Source organism: Plantibacter sp. AC185, assembly GCF_979258065.1.
Genome location: NZ_OZ409831.1, coordinates 182,704 through 207,827 on the forward strand (window position 1 = coordinate 182,704; position 25,124 = coordinate 207,827).

The 25,124-nt window shown below is 68.3% G+C and carries 20 protein-coding genes and 1 pseudogene; 5 read left to right on the plus strand and 16 right to left on the minus strand.

Annotated features, from left to right (window positions below):
- Positions 1–6 precede the first annotated feature (6 nt).
- Positions 7–1,473 (minus strand): family 43 glycosylhydrolase, encoded by a 1,467-nt coding sequence (locus tag ACZZZB_RS00800; protein WP_463528765.1) that lies wholly within the window; start codon positions 1,471–1,473, stop codon positions 7–9.
- 146 nt (positions 1,474–1,619) lie between these two features.
- On the opposite strand from ACZZZB_RS00800, the gene ACZZZB_RS00805 reads away from it, so the two are divergent.
- A complete protein-coding gene (locus tag ACZZZB_RS00805; RefSeq protein WP_463528766.1) occupies positions 1,620–2,666 on the plus strand; it encodes a LacI family DNA-binding transcriptional regulator in 1,047 nt (348 codons plus the stop codon).
- Between the two features lie 50 nt (positions 2,667–2,716).
- Here ACZZZB_RS00805 and ACZZZB_RS00810 read toward each other — a convergent pair whose 3' ends face one another.
- The 3 genes from ACZZZB_RS00810 to ACZZZB_RS00820 form a co-directional block, all read right to left on the minus strand.
- Entirely contained in the window at positions 2,717–3,949 is a 1,233-nt protein-coding gene (locus ACZZZB_RS00810; RefSeq protein ID WP_229940151.1) for a glycoside hydrolase family 1 protein, read from the minus strand.
- A 34-nt stretch (positions 3,950–3,983) separates the two neighbouring features.
- Positions 3,984–6,668: a family 78 glycoside hydrolase catalytic domain gene (locus ACZZZB_RS00815; protein ID WP_463528767.1), complete on the minus strand. Its 2,685-nt coding sequence runs from the start codon at positions 6,666–6,668 to the stop codon at positions 3,984–3,986.
- A gap of 70 nt (positions 6,669–6,738) precedes the next feature.
- Positions 6,739–8,100 carry an MFS transporter gene (locus ACZZZB_RS00820; RefSeq protein ID WP_463528768.1) on the minus strand — a complete coding sequence of 454 codons (1,362 nt, stop codon included), beginning with the start codon at positions 8,098–8,100 and terminating at the stop codon, positions 6,739–6,741.
- Positions 8,101–8,277: 177 nt separating this feature from the next.
- Between ACZZZB_RS00820 and ACZZZB_RS00825 the strand changes: the two genes are divergently transcribed.
- Entirely contained in the window at positions 8,278–8,934 is a 657-nt protein-coding gene (locus ACZZZB_RS00825) for a TetR/AcrR family transcriptional regulator (RefSeq protein WP_191940983.1), read from the plus strand.
- 2 nt (positions 8,935–8,936) lie between these two features.
- Here the strand turns inward: ACZZZB_RS00825 and ACZZZB_RS00830 are convergent, their stop codons facing one another.
- Positions 8,937–9,548 (minus strand): acyl-CoA-like ligand-binding transcription factor, encoded by a 612-nt coding sequence (locus ACZZZB_RS00830; protein ID WP_191940982.1) that lies wholly within the window; start codon positions 9,546–9,548, stop codon positions 8,937–8,939.
- Positions 9,549–9,627: 79 nt separating this feature from the next.
- Between ACZZZB_RS00830 and ACZZZB_RS00835 the strand changes: the two genes are divergently transcribed.
- Positions 9,628–10,461 carry an SDR family NAD(P)-dependent oxidoreductase gene (locus ACZZZB_RS00835; RefSeq protein WP_229939916.1) on the plus strand — a complete coding sequence of 278 codons (834 nt, stop codon included), beginning with the start codon at positions 9,628–9,630 and terminating at the stop codon, positions 10,459–10,461.
- A gap of 193 nt (positions 10,462–10,654) precedes the next feature.
- Positions 10,655–12,088 (plus strand): sugar porter family MFS transporter, encoded by a 1,434-nt coding sequence (locus ACZZZB_RS00840; RefSeq protein WP_194644510.1) that lies wholly within the window; start codon positions 10,655–10,657, stop codon positions 12,086–12,088.
- 87 nt (positions 12,089–12,175) lie between these two features.
- Here the strand turns inward: ACZZZB_RS00840 and ACZZZB_RS00845 are convergent, their stop codons facing one another.
- The 10 genes from ACZZZB_RS00845 to ACZZZB_RS00890 all read right to left on the minus strand — a co-directional run bounded on the left by ACZZZB_RS00845 (position 12,176) and on the right by ACZZZB_RS00890 (position 23,739).
- Complete coding sequence (locus ACZZZB_RS00845) at positions 12,176–13,201, minus strand: Gfo/Idh/MocA family protein (RefSeq protein WP_229939915.1); 1,026 nt, start codon at positions 13,199–13,201, stop codon at positions 12,176–12,178.
- Positions 13,198–14,109: a sugar phosphate isomerase/epimerase family protein gene (locus ACZZZB_RS00850; protein WP_229939914.1), complete on the minus strand. Its 912-nt coding sequence runs from the start codon at positions 14,107–14,109 to the stop codon at positions 13,198–13,200. The genes ACZZZB_RS00845 and ACZZZB_RS00850 overlap by 4 nt, the downstream gene beginning before the upstream one ends.
- 61 nt (positions 14,110–14,170) lie before the next feature.
- Complete coding sequence (locus tag ACZZZB_RS00855; protein WP_229939913.1) at positions 14,171–15,235, minus strand: Gfo/Idh/MocA family protein; 1,065 nt, start codon at positions 15,233–15,235, stop codon at positions 14,171–14,173.
- 42 nt (positions 15,236–15,277) lie between these two features.
- Positions 15,278–16,201, minus strand: a complete 924-nt coding sequence (locus ACZZZB_RS00860) for a sugar phosphate isomerase/epimerase family protein (RefSeq protein ID WP_191940976.1) — start codon at positions 16,199–16,201, stop codon at positions 15,278–15,280.
- A gap of 42 nt (positions 16,202–16,243) precedes the next feature.
- Positions 16,244–18,166 carry a 3D-(3,5/4)-trihydroxycyclohexane-1,2-dione acylhydrolase (decyclizing) gene (gene iolD / locus ACZZZB_RS00865; protein ID WP_229939912.1) on the minus strand — a complete coding sequence of 641 codons (1,923 nt, stop codon included), beginning with the start codon at positions 18,164–18,166 and terminating at the stop codon, positions 16,244–16,246.
- Entirely contained in the window at positions 18,166–19,101 is a 936-nt protein-coding gene (iolB, locus tag ACZZZB_RS00870; RefSeq protein ID WP_229939918.1) for a 5-deoxy-glucuronate isomerase, read from the minus strand. The genes iolD and iolB overlap by 1 nt, the downstream gene beginning before the upstream one ends.
- Positions 19,102–19,214: 113 nt before the next feature.
- On the minus strand, positions 19,215–20,717 hold the full coding sequence (locus ACZZZB_RS00875) for a CoA-acylating methylmalonate-semialdehyde dehydrogenase (protein WP_229939911.1): 1,503 nt from the start codon (positions 20,715–20,717) through the stop codon (positions 19,215–19,217).
- 54 nt (positions 20,718–20,771) lie between these two features.
- Positions 20,772–21,698, minus strand: coding sequence for a class I fructose-bisphosphate aldolase (locus ACZZZB_RS00880; protein ID WP_194644504.1), 927 nt, complete (start codon positions 21,696–21,698; stop codon positions 20,772–20,774).
- Positions 21,695–22,687 (minus strand): 5-dehydro-2-deoxygluconokinase, encoded by a 993-nt coding sequence (gene iolC, locus ACZZZB_RS00885; protein ID WP_229939910.1) that lies wholly within the window; start codon positions 22,685–22,687, stop codon positions 21,695–21,697. The genes ACZZZB_RS00880 and iolC overlap by 4 nt, the downstream gene beginning before the upstream one ends.
- Positions 22,688–23,205: 518 nt before the next feature.
- On the minus strand, positions 23,206–23,739 hold the full coding sequence (locus ACZZZB_RS00890; protein WP_463528769.1) for a cysteine hydrolase family protein: 534 nt from the start codon (positions 23,737–23,739) through the stop codon (positions 23,206–23,208).
- A 144-nt stretch (positions 23,740–23,883) separates the two neighbouring features.
- Between ACZZZB_RS00890 and ACZZZB_RS00895 the strand changes: the two genes are divergently transcribed.
- Positions 23,884–24,198 carry an MntP/YtaF family protein gene (locus ACZZZB_RS00895; protein WP_191940971.1) on the plus strand — a complete coding sequence of 105 codons (315 nt, stop codon included), beginning with the start codon at positions 23,884–23,886 and terminating at the stop codon, positions 24,196–24,198.
- A 610-nt stretch (positions 24,199–24,808) separates the two neighbouring features.
- Here the strand turns inward: ACZZZB_RS00895 and ACZZZB_RS00900 are convergent.
- Positions 24,809–24,909, minus strand: a pseudogene (locus ACZZZB_RS00900).
- Positions 24,910–25,124 lie beyond the last annotated feature (215 nt).

Below are 25,124 nucleotides of genomic sequence, written 5' to 3' on the forward strand. Positions count from 1 at the left end.
CTGGTGTCAGTGGAGTGCGGTGTAGGAGAACCGCGTGACGGTCGCGTCGCCGCCGAGCGCCTCGACGCCGATCACGCGACCCGTGAACCCGCCGGCGACCTCGGTCGAGCAGTACCGACCGTCGATGTCGGCGAGTACGTCCGGCTCGGTGCCGAAGCCGAGGACGATGCGGTCGGGGCCGGTGCGCGCGCCTGGGCGCTGTTGCGGGTTCGCGATGGCCCGGACGACCAACGGCTCGCGCCGGTCGACGCCGGTCCGTTCGGCGACGAGCTGGTCGAGCGGGCCGATGACGACCCGGACCGTCACGCGGTCACCGATCCGCTGGACCATGGCCTGATGCGCGTCGTCGATGCGGACGCCGAGCGCGATGTCGCCATCGGGTGCGACCACCTCGACGGCCCATTGCTCGTCACGTGCGCGCACCGCCAGCAGCCGTTCGGCGTCACGGCTGACCGCCGCACGTCCGGCCGCCAGACGCAACGCACCGTTCCCGACGTGCGCGAAGGATGCCGGGGCCCGACCCGGGGCGATCCACCGCGGGTGGAGACCTGCAGCGTCGAAGGTGTCCACGAACGAGGTCTCCGTGGTCACACCCGCGAAGCGGTCCTCCACGACGACGGGCCAGTCGTCCACCCAGTCGATGCCGACGAGGAAGGTCTCGCGGCCGTTCGTGTGCCATCGCGGGAACGACCCACGCAGTCGGACGCCGAGGTGGACCATCGCCCAACTGCCGTCCTCAGCTTCCACCAGGTCGGCGTGTCCGGTGGACTGGACGGCGTGCGTCGTGCTGCGGTGCGACAAGATCGGATTCGCCGGGTTCCCCGCGAACGGGCCGTCGATGCTCGCCGATCGCGCGATGGTCACCATGTGGCCAGGACCGGTGCCGCCCTCGGCGACCAGCAGGTACCACCAGTCTCCGCGTTTGAACACGTGCGGGCCTTCGGGATGGGTGTCGCCGGTTCCGATGCCACGCCAGAGCACCACGGGTTCGGACAGGACCCGACCGGTCGACGGATCGACCTCGACCTGGGAGATGCAACCGCGCATCACATCGCCCCATGTGAGCCTGCAGACCCCGTCGTCACCCCAGGCGAGGTCGGGGTCGATCCCGATCAGGCCCTCCGTGTAGACCGGCTCGCTCCAGGGCCCCCCGGGACGCTCCGCGTGCACGATGAGATGCCCCCGGGTGATCTCGTCGACGTTGGTCGTCGTGAGCCAGAACCGGCCGTCATGGTGTCGAAGGGTGGGTGCGTAGACACCGCCGCTGGCGCCATCGACGCCGGTCCGCACCGTCAGCTGACTTTCGCGGTCGAGGGCGTTGCCGAGCTGGTCCCACGAGCGGAGGTCCGTGCTCGTGAAGATGGGCACACCGGGTGAGTACTCGAAGCTCGAGGTGGCGAGGAAGTAGTCCGCTCCGACACGACAGATCGACGGATCGGGGTGATAGCCGGGGATGACCGGGGTGTTCGTCATGGGTGGTTTCCTTCTTCCTCCGCGACGGTGCGAGGGGCTCGTGGTGCTATTTTGACTGAGCAAGACAAAATCTGTCAACCGATTGCCAGAACTTGCCATTACGGGCGCAGCACCGGCAATCCGACGCAAGACGGACAGAGGACGACATGGATGATCCACAGGGCAAGCTCGCCGAGGAGACACCGGCCCGGGCGGGCGGGCGACGCCTCGTTCCGACCATCTACGACGTCGCGCGGGCGGCCGGCGTCAACGCGTCGACGGTCTCCAGGGCGCTCAACAAGCCCGGGCGGGTCAATCGCGCGACGGAGCAGCGCGTCCGCGCGGTCGCCCTGGAGTTGGGTTACCGCATCAACCCGATGGCGCGTGCACTCCCGACCGGCCGCACCGACACCTTGGCAATCCTCATCTCCGACATCACCAACCCTGTCTACTTCGACCTCGTGCGCGGAGCAGAACGCGCGATCGCCGCCACTGGACAGACACTCGTGTACGCGGAGTCGCAAGAGTCCGGCGAGCTCGAGCTCGCCACCGCCGGCCGCCTGCAGTCCGCGGTCGACGGCCTGCTCCTCGTCGGCTCCCGCCTGCGCGACGACGAGATCAGTCAGCTGGCCGCGACGAAGCCGGTCATCCTGGCCAACCGCGTCGTTCCCGGCCTCCCGTCCATCACCCCCGACGTGATTGCGGGTGTCGCGCAGGCGATCGGCCACCTCGCCGACCTCGGCCACCGCTCGATCGGCTACCTCGCAGGACCGGCCGTGTCGTGGATGAACCGCACCCGATGGGACAGCATCTTCGGTTCGGCCCGTGCACGCGGCCTGTCGATCGCGATATTCACCGCCAGCCGGCCGACCGTCGATGGCGGTGAACACGCTCTGCCGAAGATCATCGCGTCCGGCGTGACCGCGGTCATCACCTACAACGACCTCATGGCCCTCGGACTGCTGCGGGCGTGCAGGGCAGCGGGCGTCCCGGTACCCGGCAGACTCAGCGTCATCGGCTTCGACGACATCTTCAGCGCCGATCTGACCAGCCCGTCGCTGACGACCGTCCGCAGCCCCCTTGCCGCCATCGGTGAGGCTGCCGTCCACCGTCTCGTCGCCGAAGTGCGCGGAACGCCTCGGGGTGACGAGGAACCCGGCCTGACGACGACGCTCGTCGTGCGAGAGTCGACCGGGCCGGTCGTCCAGAACTGAAGCGAGGATGCCGGGTGCGGAGTCCACGAACATGACCCCGCACCCGGTTGTCAGGCGCCGACTGCGTCGAGCGCGTTCCGTCGGGCGACGTCGCCCAGCCACGCGAGGCTCGGCTTCGGGGTGCGGACGAAGGTCTCGCGGTCGATGGCGATGAGGCCGAAGGTCGGCTCCCAGTGGCCCCACTCGAAGTTGTCGAGGAGTGACCAGTGGAGATACCCGCGCACATCGATCCCGTCGGCCATCGTGCCGGCGAGGCCCTCGAGCGCCTCCCTGGTGTATCGGATGCGCTGCCCGTCGTCGGCGGTCGCGATGCCGTTCTCGGTGATCATCACCGGTACCCCACCGGTGACCTCCCACGCGTGCCGCACGGCCATCGCGAGGGCGTCCGGGCGGTAGGCGGTGCCGACGAGGGTGTTGTCCGGGTGGGGCGGGTGCGGCACGAGTCCGCGCGCATCCACCTGCTGGCTGGAGTACGCCTGCACCCCGACGAAGTCGTCACCACGGCTGCCCTCCCAGTAGACGTCCTCCTTGCCGTACCGGATCTCGAGCAGCTTCTCCTCGCCGCCCGGAGCCGCGGTGAGCGCGCCGGCGGCGATGGTCCAGCCGACCTTCGCGCCGGTGCGCTCGCGCACGATCGCCCGCGCCGCATGATGGATGGCCGTGAACGCCCGTCCGATCTCCGGATCGGCGTAGGTCAGGAAGTCGCTGTGCGACTGCTGCTCCTCCTCTCCGTCCGCTTCAACGGTCGGACTCTGCCACTGTCCACCGGCCTGCTGCATGCGTCGCATCGCGGTCATGATCGCCGCCTGCATGTTCGGCTCGTTCATCGTGACGACCCATTCGACGCCGTCGAGGATCGCGGTCGCCTCGGCGACGTACGCCTGGAACCGCTCCGAGGCGTCGGGCGCCAACCAGCCGCCTCGATCGGCGAACCACTGGGGGGTCGTGAAGTGCTGCAGGGTGACCACTGGGGTGACACCGTGCTCGAAGCAGCACTCGATCATGCGCCGGTAATGAGCGAGCTCCGCCCGTGAGAAGTGCCCCTGCACCGGCTCGATCCGCGACCACTCGAGGCTGAAGCGGTAGGAGGTGAGGCCTGCATCGGCGAGCAGCGCGATGTCCTCGCGGTAGCGGTGGTAGCTGTCGCAGGCGTCTCCGGACAGTTCCATGCCCGGCATGGACTGCTCGCGCGCCCACCAGTCGCTGTTCACGTTGTTGCCCTCGATCTGGTGGCCGGCGGTCGCCGCGCCCCAGAGGAACCCGTCGGGGAAGGTCGTCGTCATGGTCGTCGGTGCTCTCTCGTTCGTGGTGCGATGGTCAGATGGTGGCGACCGAGGCCTCGGCCTCGGAGGTGCGGTGTGGGCGGCGGGCACTGAAGCGGCCAGGTCCCGACCGGAACTCGGTGCCGTCCGGGAAGACGATCCGTGCTGTGGTCGCGGCCGGGATCTCCGCGTCGATGAGCAGTTCGCCGCCCTCGTGCCCCCAGCGGACGGTGATCGTCCCGTTCGGCGACTCGTGGGAGCCCTGCGCCCAGGACAGCCCTGCGCCGGGGACCGGCGCGATGACGATCGACTCCCACGCGATCGAGTCCTCGGCCTGTCGTAGCCCGAGTGTGTACTCGTGGAGGAAGCGCGCGAACGTCCCCTTGCTGTAATGGTTGAGCGACTCGTGCGCCACGCCGTCCGCGTCGATGCCCTCCCAGGCCTCCCAGATGGTCGTCGCGCCGCGGTCGACCATGGTGAGCCAGGAGGGCTCCGAGCGCTGCGTGAGCAGCTCGTATGCCACGTCGGCGCGACCTCCCTCGACGAGCACGGGGAGGAGGTCCCCCGTCGACAGGAAGCCGGTGCCGAGGTGGGTGCCGGCCAGCCGGATGAGCTCCACGAGACGATCCAGCGCCGCGGCTCGACGGTCCTCCGGGAGGAGGCCGAACGACAACGCCCGGACGTACGCCGCCTGCGTGTCCGTCTCTGTCGTGCCGTCGGGCCGGAGGTAGGCCGTCTGCCAGGCGGACCGGACCTGCTCGGCGACCAGCGCGTAGCGACCGGCCGCCTCGTCCTGCCCGAGGATCGCCGCGATCTGCGCCAGCGTGGACGCGGAACGGAAGAGGTAAGCCGTGCCGACCTCGCCCTTGTCGGCCATGAACCAGGCCATCGGGTCGTTTACGATCGGGTCGATGCCGTTGCCGTCGGCATCGAGCTCCCTCGGTTCCGTCCACTCACCCCAGTGGAAGGTGCCGTCCCAGAGGAACTCCTCGAACGCCTCAGGTTCCGGCGAGCGCTGCTGCCGGGCGTGGTGGCGGGTCTCCCGGGCGCGGTCGAGCGCCCAGTCGACCCAGCGGACCATCGCCCCCCAGTTCTCCGCGAGCACTGCGGTGTCGCCGTAGCTGCGGTACAGCTCCCAAGGCACCGCGACGATCGCGTCGCCCCAGCCCGCGGAACCCGTCATCATCGCGAACTGGTCGTCCAGTCGCTGCTTGATGCGGCGACCGTCGGGCGAGAAGTTCGTGATGCGTCCGTCGTCGAGCTGGTCGTCGCGGACGGAGCGCAGCCACTTCCTGCTGAACCCGCTCACATCGCGGAGCCGGGTCGCCGTGGAGACGAACACCTGATAGTCCCCGCTCCAGGCGAGGCGTTCCCTGGTCGGGCAGTCGGTGGGGACGTCGACCGCGTTGCCGAGGAAGCTCCACTCCGCGAGTCGGTGGAGCTCGTTCAGATCGGGGTCGCTGCACGAGAACGTCCCGGCCTGCGCGAGGTCGGTGTGCACGATCTGCATCGAGATCGTCGCGGGGTCGAGCGGCGCACCGTGTCGCACGATCCGTGCGTATTGGAAGCCGTGGACGGTGTGCCGCGGTTCGAAGACGGCCGGCGTCTCCCCCGCGACCACCTCGTCGTGCTGTCGGAAGACCCGTACCGGTTCGCCCGGACGGTGGGAGTCGAGGTGGGTCGTCGAGAGGTCGCCGTCCGCTCCGACGTACTCGCCGTAGTCGATCTCGGTCCGGGTGCCCGCGGGGCCGAGATCTCCGAGCCGGAGCCATCCGGAGGCGTTCTGGCCGAAGTCGACGACCCACACGCCCTCGCGCAGCTCGCGGACACTGCTCGGGGCGCGCGAGGCGACCACCGTCACGGCGGGCGCCGGCGACCAGTCGATGGCCGGTGGGTCCACGACGGCGTCGATGAGCACGGACGAGACCGTCTCGTCGGCGGCCTCCACATCGGCCACCGTCAGGTCGACCGTCTGGCCGTCCATGAGGTCGGCCCGGGTGATGGTGGACGGCCGGCTCTCCCAGCGGTCGTCCGAACGGACGACGAGGGTGCCCCCGTCGGCGAAGTCGACGTGCAGCTCGGCGCGGAGACCGAGGACGGACCCCCAGCCCGACGGGATGCGGAACGCCCCCACCTGGCCTCGGTACCAGCCGTCGGACAGGTCGACGTCGAGGCGGTTGGTGCCGGTCACCAGGGCGGCGGCGACGTCGAAGGCCTGGGCGTACAGGGTGCGGTCATAGGAGGTCGACCCAGGGGAGAGCTCGGCCCGGCCGGCCCGCACCCCGTTGACCGCCGCGGTGTACAGACCGAGGGCGGTCGCATAGAACCGCGCGGACCGGACCTCGCCCTCCAGCGTGAACTCCACGCCGAGGAGGTGCGCCGGGCGGTTCCCGTAGCCGGGATCATCTGTCTCGACGGGCGAGATCCAGGCCGCCCGCCAGTCCTCGTCCAGGAGGCCGACCTCGAACGACGCCGATTCGGACCACTCGGCACCCGCATCGGCCGAACGCACCCGCCACTCGACGCGCTGACGGCTGCGCAGCGCCGACCACGGCCAAGCGACGTAGCGGTGCCCGTCCGCGAGCACGACCGATTGCCGCACCCCGTCGATCACGGCCTCGAGCTCGAAGCCGCCGATCGCGCCGTCTCCCGGCTTCCAGGAGAGCCGCGGCGTCGCCCCGGTGACGACGAACTGGTCGCCGCCGCTGTCGACGGTGAGATCGTGGGGTGTCGCGTGCATACTGTGGCTTTCTGCTGGGTGGTGCTGGTCGGGGTGTCGGCGGTGACGTCAGGCGGTCGATCCCACCGGGTCAGCGAACGGCTTTGACCTTTGTGGAGACGATGATCCCGCCGAGGAGCGCGAGGACCGCACCCGTGAGGTAGAGGATCGTGTAGTTCTTCTCCGCACCGGTGGCACCGAGGGTGATGACGACCGAGGCGAGCAGCGGTGCGACGGCGCTCGGGATCTTCTGCGCGAAGGCGACGACCGCCATGTACCGGCCGGCCTCCTCGCGGTTCGGCAGGATGGCGAAGATGATCGCCTGGTCCACCGTCGCGAACACCGCGATCGCGGTCTGCATCAGCACCGCACCGATGATCAGCTGCGGCAGTGACCACGCGAAGGCCTCGGCCAGGGCGCCGGCGACGAAGAGGAGCGAGGCGATGAGCACGAACAGCCGCCGACGCTTGAGCTTGTCGGAGAGGAACCCGCCGAGTAGCGCCCCACCGGCGGCGGCGACCACGCCGAGCATCCCGATCGTGGCGACGACCCCGGCGACCTCGCGGACCGGGAGGTCGAGCCGCTGCGCGTAGAAGAAGGTGCCGAACGTGGTGTTGAAGTAGAGGCCGATGAAGAAGACGAAGCGACCGAGCCAGTTCCAGGCGAAGTCCGGGTACTTGCGGACGTTGAAGCCGTAGCTGCGGACGACGGAGCCGACCGTGACGGTGTCCGTCTTCGCGAGGTGCTTGGAGCTCCCCTCCGGCTTGATGAGCGGGAAGATCGCGAGGAGGACGGCGCCGATGACGCCGGGCACGAGGAACACGAGGAAGGTACTGGAGGACACCGCGTACGCGACGCCGATGCCGAGGACCGGAGCGATCTGCGTCATGAGTCCGGTCAGCGCGGACACCTTGCCGCGCTGCGACTCGGGGAGCTTGTCCGCCTGCAGGGTCTGGATCGCCGCGCCGCAGATGGACCAGCCGGACATGCCGAGCACCCAGCCGGCACCGACGATGAGGAGGTCGGGTGCGAGTCCCATGACGATGAGGCCGATGAGGCCGATCCCGACGCCGAGGAAGATGAACGGCGTGCGGCGCCCGAGGCGCGAGCGAACGCGGTCGCTCCAGATGCCGATCATGGGGCTGATCAGGAGGTAGATGAGCTGGGCTGTCCCGGTGATGTAGCCGAGCACCTCCTCGTGTCCCGGCGCGAGCTCGGAGATGCGGACGGCGATGCCGTACGACAGCGGCACCATCATGGCCATGGACGCGCCGAAGCTGGCGAGCATGAGCCAGAAGATGTAGGAGCGGCTGACCGGGGCCTGTGGCTCCTGCACGGCGGCCGGCGCGGCGTCGAGTCCGTCGGGTTCGGCCTGGGCGCCGGGGGTGGGCTGGGCGGCGGCGATACCGGCGGCTGTGCGCGCGGTGGGATCGGGTTCGTTCGGGGACACCATGACTCCTTCATCGGGTGTGTCGACCGGCTACGGTGCTGGTCTGCGTCCGGGCGACAGCGGTGTGCGACTCCGGCAAACTGTAACCACCATGGTTACTGTTTGGAAACAGTAACCACCCCGGATACAATTGGCAAGTCCCGCGCGGCACCGGTCCGATCCGCGGGAGGAGGGCCCGGCATGACGACGAGCACGGTGACGGACACCACGCCTGAGGCACCGCACCCCTCGGCGCGCCGGGGGCCTCGCGGACCCTATGCGACGACACCCGCGCGCCGCGCCGAGATCATCCGGGCGGCGTCGGCGAGCTTCGCCGAGCACGGCTACGAGCGGGCCTCACTGCGGGACATCGCCTCCCGCGCGAGCGTCACGCACGCCGCGCTCCTCCGCCACTTCGCGACGAAGGACGACCTCCTCCTGGCCGCCCTCGCGCAGCGCGACGCCGACGACCTCGAGCTCGCCCAGCGCATCATGCAGTCGAGACTGCCGGCGGACCGCGTCCTGAGCGCGGTGCTCGAGGAGGACTTCGCCCACCCCGAGCAGCAACGCAACTGGCTCGCGATCACGATCGCGGCGACGAACCCGCACCACCCCGCGCACGACTTCTTCATGGCCCGCCGAGCCCGCATGCGCGAGCACTTCACCGACAAGCGACTGTCGACGGCCGCCGACGGGGAGCAGCTCACCGCCGATGACAAGGTGACGATGACGCTGGCGATGATCGACGGGCTCCGCATCCAGGCGCTCCTGGACCCGGACCGCGAAACCCTTCCGCTGCTCGAAGCGTTCATGCGGTTGATCGCATCACCGGAGGACGGCGCCGCCACGACCGGCTGACGTCAGCGGGTCGGCGAGTCCACCCCGCTCGCACGGATGACGTCGAAGCCGCGGAGCGCCTCCGCGACCGCCTGCGCGGGAGAGGCATGGCGATCACCGGCCGCCCACCAGGCCAGCGCCTCGTCGATCGCGGCCTGGACCGCGGCCCCGACGGCTCGCGGGACGATGTCGGACGGCGAGGCCCCGAGGCGCCGCGCGACGAATGCGATGGTCTGCTCGCGCCACCGCTGGTAGGTCTCCGGCCTCGTCTCACGCAACTCCGGGGTCGTCGCGATGAGGCGCATCCGCGCGCGGCCGACGGCGAGGGCGTCGGCGTCCTGGTCGAACACGTCGAGTACGACGGCGGTGATGGCGTCGGTGATCGGCAGTGAATCGTCGGCCGTCGCGAAGCCGTGGGCCAGCGCATCGATCGCCCCCTCGATGCCACCCCAGACGATGTCGGCCTTCGTCGGGAAGTACCGGTGCAGGGTGCGGACACTCACCCCGACCTCGTCCGCCAGCACGCCCATCGTCGTGCCCTGGTACCCACGGCGGTAGAGCACGTCGAGCGCTCGGGACCGGAGTTCGTCAGGCTCGGAGACGGGCGGGCGGCCTGGGCCCCGTTTGGCGGTCATGTACCCACGCTAGCCTCCCGCCCGCGGGTGGCTTTATGACATACTCTGCCAATACCGTTGTCACGACATGGAGGTCGTCATGCCCTACCCCTTTCCCGATGTCTCCGAGACCCCGCTCGCAGACCTCCTCTCCCTCGCCGGGCGACGAGCCGTCGTCACCGGAGGCGCGCAAGGACTGGGCAAGGCCATCGCCGCCCGACTCGCGGAGGCCGGTGCCGACCTCCTGATCGTCGACCTGCATGAGGACGCCGCGCGCGCAGCGGCCGACGAGCTCCGCGCGCGGTTCGGTGTCACGGCCCTCGGGACCCGCGCCGACGTGAGCGACGCCGCCTCGGTCGCGGCCGCCGCAGACATCGCCGTCGCCGAGCTCGGCGGGATCGACGTCTGGGTGAACAACGCCGGCGTCTTCCCCAACGCCCCCGTACTCGAGATGGACGACGCGACCTGGGATCGGGTCTTCGCCGTCAATACCCGCGGCGTCTTCCTCGGAGCCCGCGAAGCGGCACGACGCATGACGGCGGACGGGTCCGGCGGCGTCATCGTGAACATCGTCTCGACGGCCGGGTTCCAGGTGGCCTTCCCTGGCATGTCCGCCTATGTCAGTTCGAAGCACGCGGCGCTCGGACTCACGAAGTCACTCGCGGTCGACCTCGCGCCGCTCGGCGTCCGGGTCCTCGGTGTCGCACCGAGCTTCGTGCCCACGGAGGGGAACCTCGCCGTCGCAGCCGCGGCCGCGGAGGCCGCCGCTGCGGCCGGCATCGAACTCCCGAAACTCGATGTCATGAACCAGAGCCTCATCGGACGCTTCGGCACCCCAGACGACATCGCGCGCGTCGTCCTCTTCGCGGCGAGCGACCTGTCCATGATCATGACGGGGAGCACTCTCCTGGCAGATGCGGGCGAGACACTCTGATCCCGACATCGATGGGGCCCGTGCGTTTCAGGCCGCAGCTGGATCGATTCTGAGCGAGCGTTCACGTCGAGTTCTCGACGCACTAGCGATCCGTGGCAGAATGTCCTAACATTAGGACACATTCTCACCCGGTTCAGCGTCGACAACCGGCCCATCGGGGTCGGAGGCGGGAACACGCAAAGGAGCGAACAACGTGTCTCATGGTGGAACGATCACCAACGCCGTGAAGGTGGCCTTGCCGCCCCTCGGCAATGGCCCCTACAACAAGCGTCTCGGCCTCGTCGCCGTCATCGCGACATTCGGTGGGCTCCTCTTCGGCTACGACACCGGGGTGCTCAACGGCGCCCTGTCGTTCATGATGGAGTACTTCGGGCTCAACTCCTTCCAGGAGGGCCTCATCACCTTCACTCTGCTGATCGGTGCTGCTGTCGGCGCCTTCTTCGGCGGGCGGCTGTCGGACCGACTCGGTCGGAAGCGCAACATCCTCATCATCGCCGTCCTGTTCTTCATCGGCGCCGGCGGCTGCGTCATCGCTCCGAGCTACGAGATCCTCCTCGTCTTCCGCTTCATCCTCGGTCTCGCCGTGGGTGGTGCCTCGGTCACGGTCCCGGTCTACCTTGCGGAGGTCGCCCCGTTCGAGAAGCGCGGAAGCCTCGTCTCCCGCAATGAACTGATGATCGTCGGCGGGCAGTTCCTCGCCTTCGCCATCAACGCCATCATCGGCAATGTCTGGGGCTCCAACGACCACGTCTGGCGCTATATGCTCGCCATCGCCGTGATCCCGGCGTTCGTCCTGTTCTTCGGCATGCTCCGGATGCCCGAGAGTCCGCGCTGGCTCCTCGCTCGCGGTCGCGACGACGAGGCCCTCGCGGTGCTCCGGCAGGTGCGCTCCGAGGAGCGGGCCGTCGCCGAAATGGAGGAGGTCCGGCAGCTCTCCGTGATCGAGAAGGACGAGCAGTCCGGCACCTTCATGGACATCGTACGGACCCCGTGGATCCGACGCCTCCTCTTCATCGGCATCGGCATCGCCGCCTACCAGCAGCTCACCGGCATCAACTCGATGATGTACTACGGCACCCAGGTGCTCGAGGCCGCCGGCTTCACACGGAACGCCGCACTGAGCTTCAACGTGCTGAACGGCGTGATGTCCGTCACGGCGATGCTCGTGGCGCTCTCCATCATCAACCGCTTCAACCGTCGCTCGCTGATGCTGTTCGGCTTCATCGGGACCACGACGATGCACCTGCTCGTGGGCGCCATCGGCCTGGGGCTCCCAGAGGACAACCCCGTCCGCCCGTGGCTTCTCCTCATCGCGATCCTGCTCTTCATCGGGATCATGCAGGGCACCATCGGCCCCCTCGCGTGGCTCATGATCGCCGAGATCTTCCCACTGAAGATGCGCGGCGTCATGATCGGCATCACCGTCCTGGTGCTCTGGTCCACGAACGCGATCATCTCGCTGGCGTTCCCCTCGCTCGTCGAGTCCCTCGGATTCGGAACCTTCCTGCTCTTCGCAGCGGTCGGTCTCCTCGCCATCCTTTTCGTCGCGACGAGCGTCCCGGAGACGAAGGGCAAGAGCCTCGAGTCGCTCGAGGACCACTTCAAAGAGCAGTACAAGACCTTCTGATCCTGGTCCGCACCACAGCGCAGAGCGGCCCGCCCTCATCGAGAGGACGGGCCGTTCTGCTGTGCCGGGAACACGCACCGAGGAATGTCAGACGGACGAGACGTGCACCCAGGTTCCGAGCTCAGCGCTCCGGCGAGCAGCCTCGAGGATCGCGAATGTGGCGAGGGAGCCCTCGACGGCGACGGGGAGGACGCCTGACCCGGTGTCGATCGCCTCACGCACTCCGGCGTAGAAATCCTGCCAGCGACCGTCCGCGCGCGGATATGGTCGCTGCTCACCGGCCGTCGTCGTCAGCGTGCCCCACCGCTCGTGCGGCTCGACGCCCCAGCCATGGTCGGCGGGCCGAAGCCCGGCGAGCACTTGGTCCGTCTGGAGGTCGAGCCCGCGTACGGTGACGGTCCCGGTGCTTCCGGTCACCCGCAGGCGTGGGCGCCCGTCGGGTTGCAGGACGTCGGAAGCGACCATCGACCGGATACCACCCTGGTGCTCGAGGAGCAGGTCGAAGGCGTACTCGTACTCGTCACCCGGTCGGCGGTCGATCGTTGCGAACACCCGCTCGACAGGCCCGAGCGCGTCACGAACCTGGTCCACGGTGTGACTGCCCAGATCCAAGAGTTGACCGCCGCCGGATCCGTCTCCGGTCGCGCGAGGTTCCCACCGGTCGAGGACGTTCTCGACGAGGCGGATGTCACCGACGGCGCCCGAGCGCACGATCGCCTGCAGCGTACGGGCCTCGGAATCCCAACGCCGGTTCTGGAAGACGCTGAGCAGGACGCCTCGATCAGCCGCGTAGGCGACGAGTTCACGCGCCTCGGCAATACTGCTCGCCATCGGCTTGTCGACGATCACCGGGACTCCGGCGTCGATCACGCGCTTGGCGATGTCGAGCCGACCCGATGGCGGCGTCGAGATCGTCACGATGTCCACACCCGCTGCGAGCAGATCGTCGACGGTGTCGTACACGGGCACCCCGGGATGGTCGACGGCGAGCTCCGCCCGGCGGGCAGCAGAACGGGTCACGACCCCGGCGAGGACCCCCTCGCCGAGAGCGGCGACGAACGGGGCGTGGAAGGTGCGTCCGCCGAATCCGTAGCCGACGAGGCCGAGCCTCACGCTCCGGTGCCCGCTCCCTCACCCGAAGCGGCCGCGCGGCCGGCGTCGATGAGCGCACGCAGGCGCTCGAGCTGGAACCGCGAGACCTCGTCGGCGCGCTCGTCCTCTGCGAAGACGTTGGAGACGACGATCGCATCCTCGCGATCGAGGAAGCCCGTGCGTCCGAGCGTCGCGAACAGTCCCGCCCAGTCGACGTCGCCGTCGCCGATCGCGAGGTGCTGGTGCACCCGGGCAGCGTTCCCCGGCGGGTTGCTGATGTACCGGAGTCCGTGGGAGCGGTGGTGGTCGAACGAATCGGCCGCGTACACCGCGCCGAGCCGGTCGCCGATCTCGGGCAGCAGGGTCGTCGCGCGGTCGCCGTAGTGGAAGGTGTGGGACGCGACGTACACGAAGCCGACCGATGCCGAGTTGAGACCGCGGATGATGCGCCATGCCTCAAGACCGTCCTCGACGAAGTCGTCGGGGTGCGGGTCGAAGTTGATCCGGACACCCTCCCGCTCGGCCAGCGGCAACAACGTCTCCATCGAGCGGTAGAACGCCGCTTCAGAGTCCTCACTGCGCTCCGGGCGCCCGCTGAACTCGGTGTTGAGGGTGTCGACGCCGAGTTCCACGGCGAGGTGGATGGTACGCGAGAAGTTCCGCACGGCCGCCTCCCGCTGCTGCTCCTCCGGTGAGGAGATGCGTTGCACCGGCAGGAGCGCCGGAATCGTGATCCCGGCGTCGGCGACGCGCTTGCGCAGGGCGGCGACGAGGGCGTCGTCGGCCTTGGGGTACCGGAAGAACGGCCCGAAGTCGGCGTGCGGCGTCAGCTGCAGATGGTCGTATCCGAGCCGCGCGGCGAGGTCCGGGAAGTCGAGCAGTGCATGGTCGTGGTGATACGGGGTCGGATCGAGGGCGATGCGGACCATCGGGGAACTCCTTCGTCAGTGCGTCCGGCCGGCATCGCGAGGCTTGCCGGCCGGACGCGGATCAAGCGTAGAACGCGGGGCGCTCGGGAATGGCGACCGGCACCGGGCCGTCGGTGGTGAGGGCCGCGACTCCCGCTTCACAGGCGAGCGCCACCTTGTAGCCGTCCCAGGCGTTCGGCCCGTCGACGAGGGTGCCCCCGCGGACCGCGTTCACCCAGCGCTGGACCTGCTCGTCGTACGCCGCGGCGAACCGCGTCACGAAGCTCGTGTGGTCGGCGACGCTGAAGCGGCCGTCCTTCCACTGCTGGAGGCCGGACGGCTGACCGATCCGCGCGATGCTCTCGGCGAAGACCGCCTCGGTCGCGACCTGATAGCCGAACTGGACGCTCACGTTCATCTCGACGTCGACGAGGACACCGTTCGCGAGCTCGATGATGACGAGGATCGGCTCGCGCAGGTGGTCAGGGCTCAGCCGGTTGCGACGCGGGTACTTCACCTCGACGCTCGCGACGGTCGAGCCGGCCACCCACGGCAGCACGTCGAACTCGTGCACGACGGAGTCGGTGATGAGCATCGTCTGTGTGTAGGTGTCGGGGACGACCGCGTTGCGGTGGACACCGCGGAGCATGAGGAGCTCGCCGGCGTCGCCCGATTCGACGAGGGCACGCAGCTGCTGGTACTCCGCGTCGAAGCGGCGCATGAACCCGACCTGGATGTGCGGACGGTCGAGCTGCTGTTCTGCCTCGAGCACCCGCCACGACGAGGTGGAGTCGGGCGTCAACGGCTTCTCGCAGAGGGTCGGGAGTCCGGCGGCGAGTGCCGGCAGGAGCACCGGCTCGTGGAACTGACCGGGGGTCGCGATGAGGACCGCGTCCACGGCGCCGGCCGCGATCGCGTCCTCGATCCGCGTGAACGCCTGGGCGCCGGGGGCGTTGGCCGCCGCTGCCGCGGCACGGCCCGCGTCGGGTTCGATGATCGCAGCGACGACCGCACCGCTCACCCGCTCGGTGATCCGTTTGACGTGGTCGGCTCCCATCAGGCCGGCTCCGACGATGCCGACCCGGAGGTCGCCCGTCCGGGCGTCGGTCCCGGTGGGACGGTCGGTGGTCTGGGTGGTGGTGCTCATGGCGTCGGTGCCTTCCGTGGATTCTGACTGGTCGAAGTGGGTTCAGCTGACGCGTGCAGCGGCGGTCTCGCCGAAGATGTGCTCGCGTGTGCGCTTGGCGATGGGGAACGGGCGGTCGATCGAGCAGCCGTACATGTCCTGCTCGACGATCCCGAAGATCTGCGGGTCGAGTGCCGCGACGCGCTCGATGATCGGGCCGAGCTCCGGTACGCCGAACGGCGGCTCGACCATGATGTCCTGGGTGACGGCCTCCGCGAACGGCACGTCGTTCTTCAGCACGTCGAACAGCAGGCTGGTGTCGACCTGCTTCAGATGCAGGTAGCCGATCCGCGACGGGTGGTCGTCGATGAGCTTGAGGTTGTCGCCGCCGTAGTAGGAGAAGTGGCCGGTGTCGAGGCAGAGGTTCGTGTACCGCTCGTCGGTCTCGGCGAGGAAGCGCTCGACCTCCCTAGTCGTCCCGACGTGGCTGTCGGCGTGCGAGTGGAACTGCTGCTTGATCCCGAACTCCTCGAGGAGGGCCTTGCCGAGGCGATCGTGACCAGCTGCGAGCTTCGCCCACTGCTCGTCGTCCAGTGTGCGCGCCTCGAGGACCTCACTCGTCGCGTCGCTCCGCCACAGGTCCGGGATCACGACGAGGTGCTCGGCCCCGAGCTTCGAGACGAGGCCGGCGATGTCGAGCGCCTGGTCCCAGGCGCGCTTCCACTGGTCGTCGCCCTTGTGGAACCCCGTGAAGACCGTTCCGGCCGACAGCTTGAGACCACGGGAGCCGAGTTCATCGGCGAGCTGGTTCGGGTCCGTGGGGAGGTAGCCGTACGGACCGAGTTCGATCCACTCGTATCCGGAGGCGACGACCTCATCCAGGAATCGCTCCCACGGGACCTGCTTCGGGTCGTCGGGGAACCAGACGCCCCAGGAGTCGGGAGCGGTGCCGATGCGGATCGACGGAGTGGTGGTGGGTTCTGACATCGGGTTCCTTCGATACTCGTTCGTGGGATTCTGGACGGTCACTCAGCCGAGCAGCGGCTTCTGGGTGGCCTTGATCTCGGCGTACTCCTCGTAGGCGCGCTTCGTGCTCGGCAGCTCGGAGACCGCCGGGACGGGGACGTCCCACCAACCCTCGCCATCGGGGGCGTACAGCAGCGGGTCGCTGTTGATGTGGATGAGCGTCGTCCGGTCGGACGCCTTCGCAGTCGCCATGGCAGCCCTGAGGTCGTCGATCGACGATGCGCCGGGCTCGACCTCGATCACGTCGACGCCGTAGCTGCGCGCGTTGGCGGCGAGGTCGACGGGCAGGATCTGCTCGCCCTGGAAGTTGCGGGCTTCGGGGTCGAGGCTGCGGTACCAGGTGCCGAAGCGTTCGGAACCGACCGTCTCCGACAGGTGTCCGATCGAGGCGTACCCGTGGTTCTGGATGAGGACGACGATGAGCTTGATGCCCTCGGCGACCGCGGTCACGAGCTCCGTGTGCAGCATGAGGTACGACCCGTCGCCCACCATGACGACCACGTCACGGTCGGACCCGCTCGCCTCGGCACCGCGCTTCACGCCGAGACCGCCGGCGATCTCATAGCCCATGCAGGAGAAGGCGTATTCGACGTGGTAGCCGAGGGCGTCCCGCACGCGCCACAACTTGTGGAGGTCGCCGGGGAGTGATCCCGCCGCCTGGACGATGACGTCCTCAGGCTGGGTCGACGATTGGACGGCACCGATGATCTCCGCCTGTCCGGGGAGGGCGAGTCCCGACGGCTCGAAAGCGGCGTCGACGGTCGCGTCCCATGCCGCCTTTTCACGGCGGATGGTCTCGGCGTAGTCGGCAGCGACTCGGAACCGAGCGAGCTCATCGTGGAGCGCTTCGACCGTCTCCCGCGCGTCGGCGACGACGGCGATCTGCGTCCCATGCTTGTAGGCGTCGAAGCTCGCGACGTTGACGTTGACGAAGGTCACGCCCTCGGCTTGGAACGCCGTGCGGCTCGCCGTGGTGAAGTCGCTGTAGCGAGTGCCGATGCCGATCACGACGTCTGCCTCCGCCGCGAGACGGTTGGCCGCCGTCGTCCCGGTGGCGCCGATCGCGCCGACATTCTGCGGGTGGTCCCAGACGAGCGACCCACCACCGGCCTGCGAGGTGCCGACGGGGATGCCGGTCGCCTCGACGAGCAGACGCAGCGCCTCCTCCGCGTTCGAATAGATCACTCCCCCGCCGGCGATGATGATCGGACGCTTCGCCCCGCGGATCGCCGCGACGGCGCGGGCAAGCGCAGCTCGTTCCGGCAGCGGACGGCGCAGGTGCCATTCACGGTTCTGCAGGAATTCGAGTGGGACGTCGACGGTCTCCGCCTGCACATCCTCCGGCAGGGCGATCGTGACCGCACCCGTCTCGGCGGGGTCGGTGAGCACACGCATGGCGGCGAGGGCGATCGAGAACAGCTGCTCGGGCCGCTGCACCCGGTCGAAGAACCGGGACAGCGGACGGAACGCGTCGTTGACGGTGATGCCGATGTCGTGGGGCAGCTCGAGCTGCTGGAGGACCGGGTCTGCGACGCGCGTCGCGAAGGTGTCACTGGGCAGCAGCAGCGCCGGAAGCCGGTTGGTGGTGGCGAGGGCCGCACCGGTCAGCATGTTCGCGGCACCCGGGCCGACCGAGGCCGCGCTCGCGAAGGTGCCGAGGCGGCGGTGCATGCGGGCGTACCCGACGGACTGGTGCACCATCGCCTGCTCGTTGCGTGCCTGGAAGTACGGCATGAGATCGGGTTGTAGGGAGTTCGCCTGCTTGAGTGCCTGACCCAGTCCGGCGACGTTGCCGTGTCCGAAGATGCCGAACATGCCGGGGATGGTCCGCTCACGGTGGTCGCCGTCCACGGTCCACTGGTGACCGAGGAACTCGACGAGCGCCTGGCTCACCGTCATCCGTTTCGTCCTGGGGTTCGTCGCCATCACTGCTGTCCTTCTGCGTCGGTGCGGGTGTTCGTCTGAGTAGCTGTGGGACCGACGTAGGGCAGCCGCGGGTCGATGTCCTGGCCCTCCCAGCTCTGGCGGATCCACGCGTGTGCGGGGTCGTCGCTGATGTTCCAGACCCGTTCGTGGTCGGGTCCGGCCATGACGTTCAGGTAGTAGAGGTCGTACCCCGGCGCGGCGACGGCAGGACCGTGGTATCCGAAGGGGACGAGCGCGATGTCACCGGTGCGGACGATCGCGTTGATGTCGATCTCCCCGGCGGGTGAGGAGTAGGTCGCGAACATCCCGAAGGGGTCCGCGGCCGTCGATGCTTCCAGACCCTTCGAGACGGCGGACTCGAAGTAGTAGATCTCCTCGAGGCGCGATTCCGCCCCAGGCAGGTGCTCGTCGTGCTTGTGGGCGGGGTAGGACGACCAGTTCTCTGCGGGCGTCACGACCTCGCACACGATGAGCTTCGCGGCGTCGAGCGCGTCCGGCGTGCCGAAGTTGTGGACCTGACGACTCGACCGGCCCGCGCCGCGCAGCTCGACGGGGATCTCCTCCGCAGCGACGTGACGCGTCGGGTGGATCGCCGTCGTCGGGGCCTCGGCCACAGCGACTCGACCGACTCCGCTGAGGACGCACGCTGTCCTTGCACCCACGTAGAGGACGTCGGTCGGTCCGTCGAAGACGGATCGACGGCCGGAGAGCGCCGTGGTGCCATACCGCTGCTCAGCGTCCGACCAGCTGATGCTGAAGGATCCGGCGAGCGGGACGACGATCCGTTCGACATCGCCCGCCGGGAGGTCGATGGCATCACCGTCGGCGAGGACCGCGACGCGGAGACCCGTGTGCGCCCAGCCGTCGATCGAGCCGTCGACGACGCTCTCCCAGCCGTCTCGGGCGAGGTCACCCCGCTCGTACATCCACTGCATGTTGTTCACTCCGTCGTGTGTGATTCGATCATGCCCTTCGACAGGACTGCGGAACGATGTCGGCTCGGGCACCGCGCCGTTCCATGGGCCTGCCGAAGGGACGTCCGGGAGCCTCAGTTCTGGGGGAAGCCGAGGTTGATGCCGCCGTGGGAGGGGTCGAGCCAGCGGGAGGTGATGGCCTTCTGCTGGGTGAAGAACCGCACACCCTCGGCACCGTGGGCCTTGGTGTCGCCGAACAGGGAGTCCTTCCACCCGCCGAAGGAGAACGTCGCGACCGGGACGGGGATGGGCACGTTGATGCCGATCATGCCGACCTGGATCTCGTTCTGGAACCGTCGGGCGGCGCCGCCGTCGTTGGTGAAGATCGCGGTCCCGTTGCCGAACGCGCCGCCGTTGATCAGCGCGACACCCTCCTCATACGAGGCCACGCGGACGACCGCGAGGACGGGTCCGAAGATCTCCTCCGTGTACACCTTCGACGTCGTCGGGACGTTGTCGATGAGGGTCGGGCCGAGCCAGAACCCGTTCGGGTCGCCGTCGATGGGCGTGTTGCGGCCGTCGACGACGATTGTCGCGCCATCGGCTTCGGCGATGTCGAGGTAGGACGCGACCTTGTCGCGGTGCACCTTCGTCACCAGCGGCCCCATGTCGCAGTTCCGACGTCCGTCACCGATCCGCAGGGTCGCCGCGCGTTCGGCGATCTTGCCGATGAGCTCGTCCGCGACGGGCTCCACAGCGACGACCACGGAGATCGCCATGCACCGCTCGCCCGCGGAGCCGAAACCGGCGTTGATCGCGGAGTCGGCGACGAGGTCGAGGTCGGCGTCGGGCAGCACGAGCATGTGGTTCTTCGCCCCGCCGAGCGCCTGGACGCGCTTGCCGTGTGCGGTGCCGGTCTCGTACACGTACTTCGCGATCGGCGTGGAACCCACGAAGGAGATCGCACGGACGTCGGGGTGGGTGAGGAGCCCGTCGACGGCCTCCTTGTCACCGTTCAGCACCGTGAACACCCCGTCGGGGAGGCCGGCTTCCTTCCAGAGCTTCGCGAGCCAGATCGCCGCGGACGGGTCCTTCTCACTCGGCTTCAGCACGACCGTGTTCCCAGCCGCGATCGCGATCGGGAAGAACCACATCGGCACCATCGCGGGGAAGTTGAACGGCGAGATGATGCCAACGACCCCAAGCGGCTGCTTCGTGGAGTACACGTCGACACCGGTCGAGACCTGCTCGGAGAACTCACCCTTGAGGTGGTGCGCGAGACCGGTCGCGAACTCCACGACCTCCTGACCGCGCGTGATCTCACCCAACGCGTCGGAGACGACCTTGCCGTGCTCCGCCGTGATGATCTCCGCCAGCTCACCCTTCTTCGCCTCGAGCAGCTCACGGAACTTGAACACGACCTGCTGACGCTTCGCGAGTGACAAGTCGCGCCAAGCCGGGAAGGCCTTGGCAGCCGACGCGACAGCTGCGGCGATCTCGTCCTGATCGGCGAGCGCGACGTGCTTCGTCGCGACACCGAGCGCGGGGTCGTAGACCGGGGCGGTGCGACCGGAGGTGGACGGGGCTTCGGCTCCGTCGATCCAGTGCGGGACGACGGGGAGGGAGTCAGTGCTCATGATGCGGGTGGTTCCAATCTGTGAAGGATCAGCGATCGCGGCGGATCGGGAGGCTCAGGAGGGGAGGTCGGCGTGGACGAGCCCCGCCGCGGTGTCGACTGCAGCGGAGACATCGCCGTCGGCCGGGTAGATCAAGGTGCGTCCGACGACCAGGCCGCGGACACCGGGCAGTTCGAGGGCTCGTTCCCAGGACGAGTAGACGTCGTCCTGATGGCCGTTCGGCTCGCCACCGAGCAGGAGTGTCGGCATCGAGGTGGCAGCCATGACGCGTTCCATCTCCTCGACGACCGGCAGCTTCATCCAGGTGTACGCCGAACTCGATCCGAGACCGGACGCGATGGCGATCGAGGTGATGACCGCCTCGGCTGAGAGGTCGTTGACGATCCGTCCCTCGCGCCACTCACTCATGAACGGTTCGAGCATGATCGGCACACGAGCCTCGACCGCCTGGTCTACGGCACGGGCGTTCGCCTCGATGGTCGCGACCGATCCGGCATCGCCGAGGTTCACCCGGAGGAGTGTCTTGGCGAAGTCGAGACCGTCTCGCACGATCCCGGGAATGTCGTAGCCGGTGAAACGGTCGTCCATCTCGAACGCGGCGCCGCGCAGCCCACCCCGGTTCATCGACCCGACCACGACCTTGTCGTCGAGCAGGCCGAGGAGGGCGAGGTCGTCGACGATGTCCGGGGTGCCCAGCACGCCGTCGACACCAGGGCGCGAGAGCGCGAGCGCGAGGCGGTCCAGAAGCTCGTACCGGTCGGCCATGGCCATCGACTCGTCGCGCACACCGAGGGCTCCGCGAGCCGGGTGGTCGGCAGCGACGATGAAGAGTCGACCGTCACCGCGGATGAGCTCGCGCCGACGCCGGCCGGCATGGGCACGGGCGATGGCGGCCGGGTCGGATGCGCGGACCTCTCGCAGGCGCTCGAACTCGCTTTCGCGGAGGAACCGCGATGTCCTGGCGTTGTTCACGATGGTCATCGGGCACCTCCGAGTTCTGCTGCACCGACGGTGCCGATGGTGTCGAGGATCTCGAGCACCTCGGTGGAGTTCGGCATGGCCGTCGAGCACTCCCGCCGCGACGCGACGATCGCCCCGGCGATGTTGGCGAACCGCAGGATCTTCTCGAGACCCCACCCTTCGATGAGTCCGTGGCAGAGGGCGCCACCGAAGCTGTCCCCCGCGCCGAGTCCGTTCACGACGTCCACGAAGTACGGCGGGACCTCGACGGTCTCGTCGCGCGTTTTGGCGAGGACCCCCTTCGGACCCTGTTTGACGACGGCGAGTTCGACGCCGCGTTCCAGCAAGGCGTCTGCAGCGCGGTGCGGATCCGTCTCGCCGACAGCCACCTCGCACTCCTCACGGTTGCCGACCGCGACCGTGACGTGTTCGAGCGCTCGCCCGACCTGCGCAGAGGCCTGCGCGGCCGAGTTCCAGAACATCGGACGGTAGTCGAGGTCGAGGATCGTCAGCGGCCGGCGGGCGCGGGCTTCCCACGCGGTGAAGTGGGCCGAGCGGCTCGGTTCCTCGCTGAGCCCCGTCACCGTCGCCCAGAACACCTTGGCGCGGTAGATCGCGTCGAGGTCGAGGGACTTCGACGTGATCGTCAGGTCGGGCGCCTTCGGCTTCCGGTAGAAGTACAGCGGGAAGTCGTCCGGCGGGAAGATCTCGCAGAAGGTGACCGGCGTCTGCAAGTCCGCCTCCCAACCGACGAACTCGTCAGCGACGCCGAGGCGCTCGAGTTCGCGATGGACGTATCGACCGAAGGGGTCGTTGCCTGTCCTGCTGATGAGCGCCGTCGGGTGCCCGTGCTGGGCGGCGGCGACAGCGACGTTGGCGGCGCTCCCCCCGAGATACTTGCCGAAGGTGTCGACGTCCTCGAGCCCGAGGCCGTCCTGCAACGGGTAGATGTCGACGCCGACGCGTCCCATGGTGACGACGTCGTACGTGGTGGCTGATGGAGCGGTCATACGTCTCTGTACAACTTTCTGTGAGCTGTTCGGTGAGGCCATGACCAGCATACACAGAATGTCTTAACAAATGAACATGGATCGAGAATCTTGCTTACGGGCCAACCCGTCCGCTGGGACGCCACGGGGACGTAGCCAACAGTGGGAGCCAAGACCTGCTGGGCGTCCATACGAAGAAGCCCCGAGATCCGCATGATCTCGGGGCTTGCTGTTCGGTGGGCCCTGCCGGGATCGAACCGACGACATCCACGGTGTAAAGGCTCTCGGATAGGGCAGTTCCGCCTGTTTCCGCGCTTCAGGCGTTGCTCGACGCTCCTCACTGCAGCAGCTGTTGCATCGTGAGGGGACGGCTCGGGGACGAGCGGCGGGTTGGAAGTCACGGCTTCAGATCGTGGCGGACAGATGGGCCCGTCCGGCCAACGGGAGAGCTCACTCCGACCGGCACAGCGGCGACCGTCAGGGTCGATGCCGCCCTGGCAAACCGATAGCGACCTGGAGAACGGCGACGTCCTGTCAGTTCACGAGCATGCCGCGCGGACGACCTCGTTCGTCGTCTGGACCACCGCGAATTCCTGGTGCAGGCTGGCCAGGGCGGCGTCGTGCAGCTCGGTCGCCGACCACCGTCGCCCATCGGGACCGAGTCGCTCGAACGTCGCCGTCGCATCACTGACGATGGTGACGTGGAAACCGAGATTGGCCGCCATGCGGGTTGTGGTGGACACACAGTGATCGGTCGTCAGGCCACAGATGACCAACGATGAGATGCCGGCACGGCGCAGCTGCACCTCCAGATCAGTGCCGATGAACGCGCTGTTGACGGTCTTGACCACGACCGGCTCCCCCGCGACCTCGCGAGCCTCCGGCTTGACCTCGTAACCGGGCCCACCCAGCGAGAACAGTTGACCCTCGCTGGCGCTCTGATGTCTGACGTGGAACACCGGTCGACCGGCCAGGCGCCAGTCGCTCAACAACATCCCGACGTTCGATTCGGCATCGTGGCTGTTGCGTTGCCCCCACTGTGGATCGTCGAATGCCTGCTGGACGTCGATCACGAGGAGCGCGGTCTTCTCCCGGGCGGTGACTGGATCGTTCATGCTTCCACTGTGCAGCGGGCCCGCCGGAGGTGCCATGTCCATCGCGCCAGAAGGCCCCCATTTCCGGACAAAGCACCGAATGCGGCCGCTAGGCTCGCCGGCATGACCGACCAGCCGAACGTTCCCATCAGCCGTGAAGAGATCGAGGCCAAGTACAACACCAACACGCCGCGAGAGCGCTACTCCAATCCATACTTGCGAACGATGGGATTGGCGGCCGCCATTCTGGTGGCGATCGGTCTGTTGGTCACCGCTGCAACGTTCTCGAGCTACAGCGGCGCGGCCGGTGGTCTCTCATTGATCTTGGCAGGACTGACCATCGCCGTGTTCTGGCTGCTCGCCGGCGCCGTCGTGCACGCCGTTCGATCTCTCCACCAAGCGCCCAGCACACGGCGCGCAACCGAACAACCGGACTAGCGCGCACGGCGCCCGCCGGGCGCTGAGCATCGGCACGACGGCTGCGGGTCGACCCGTAGTTCCTCGCCTGTGGCGGGCGACTTCACGTCAGGTTGACGCGCATTCGACGACGGTCGCGTCGTCGACGAGCGCTCGCACCTGGGGCTCAGTAGCGCAGCTTGGCTACGTCTCGCGCGCGGAGATCGTTCATGCTGGGTGGCCTGCTGTTCTACACATCACCGCAGAACTGCTCCTGCAGGTCTTCGGTCTCAGCGCGAAGGTCATCGTCGACGACGACGGTGGGCTGCTGGTCGCCCCCCACGGCCTGGCGGGCGCGTCGCCACCAGCCCGGAGCCCGGGGCTCGCACATCTGATCGGACACGGCGTGCTCTGCGGCGCTATGCTCCGGGCAGGTCATCACCCCGACGAGAGCCTGCCTCGGATGATTAGGGTCCGGAGAGACAGCGGGACATGGAGACGTCGCCGAGTCGGCCGGGGAGTTCGTCAGTCATGACTTCAGGCTGGGTCAGCGAACGAGCGTGCGCATCCACCGTTTCGGGTGAGACGTCCTCTCCTGCGTAGCTGAAGGCCGTCCTCAGGAGATTGGCGTCATCTCGAGGATAGCTCTCGGTGGGCCCTGCCGGGATCGAACCGACGACATCCACGGTGTAAGGACTCTCGGATCGCTCAGTTCCCCCGTCTCTCCGGGCCTCAGCGCTTGCCCAAAGGCCCCGTTAGGCTCTCACATTGCAGAGTGAGGGGACGCCTCGGGGACGAGCCGCGAGCGCCTGAGGCGCGCACTTCTTCGAGTGACGTCGAGCGACACACTGCGCCCCCTCGTCAGGTCACTCCTTCGAGTGGGCAAGACGAGGAGATGCGCCGGGGACGAGGCGACGGGGTACGTGGCGACTTTGGACTCATGCCTGTAGTTGCTGAGCTAGCCTCCG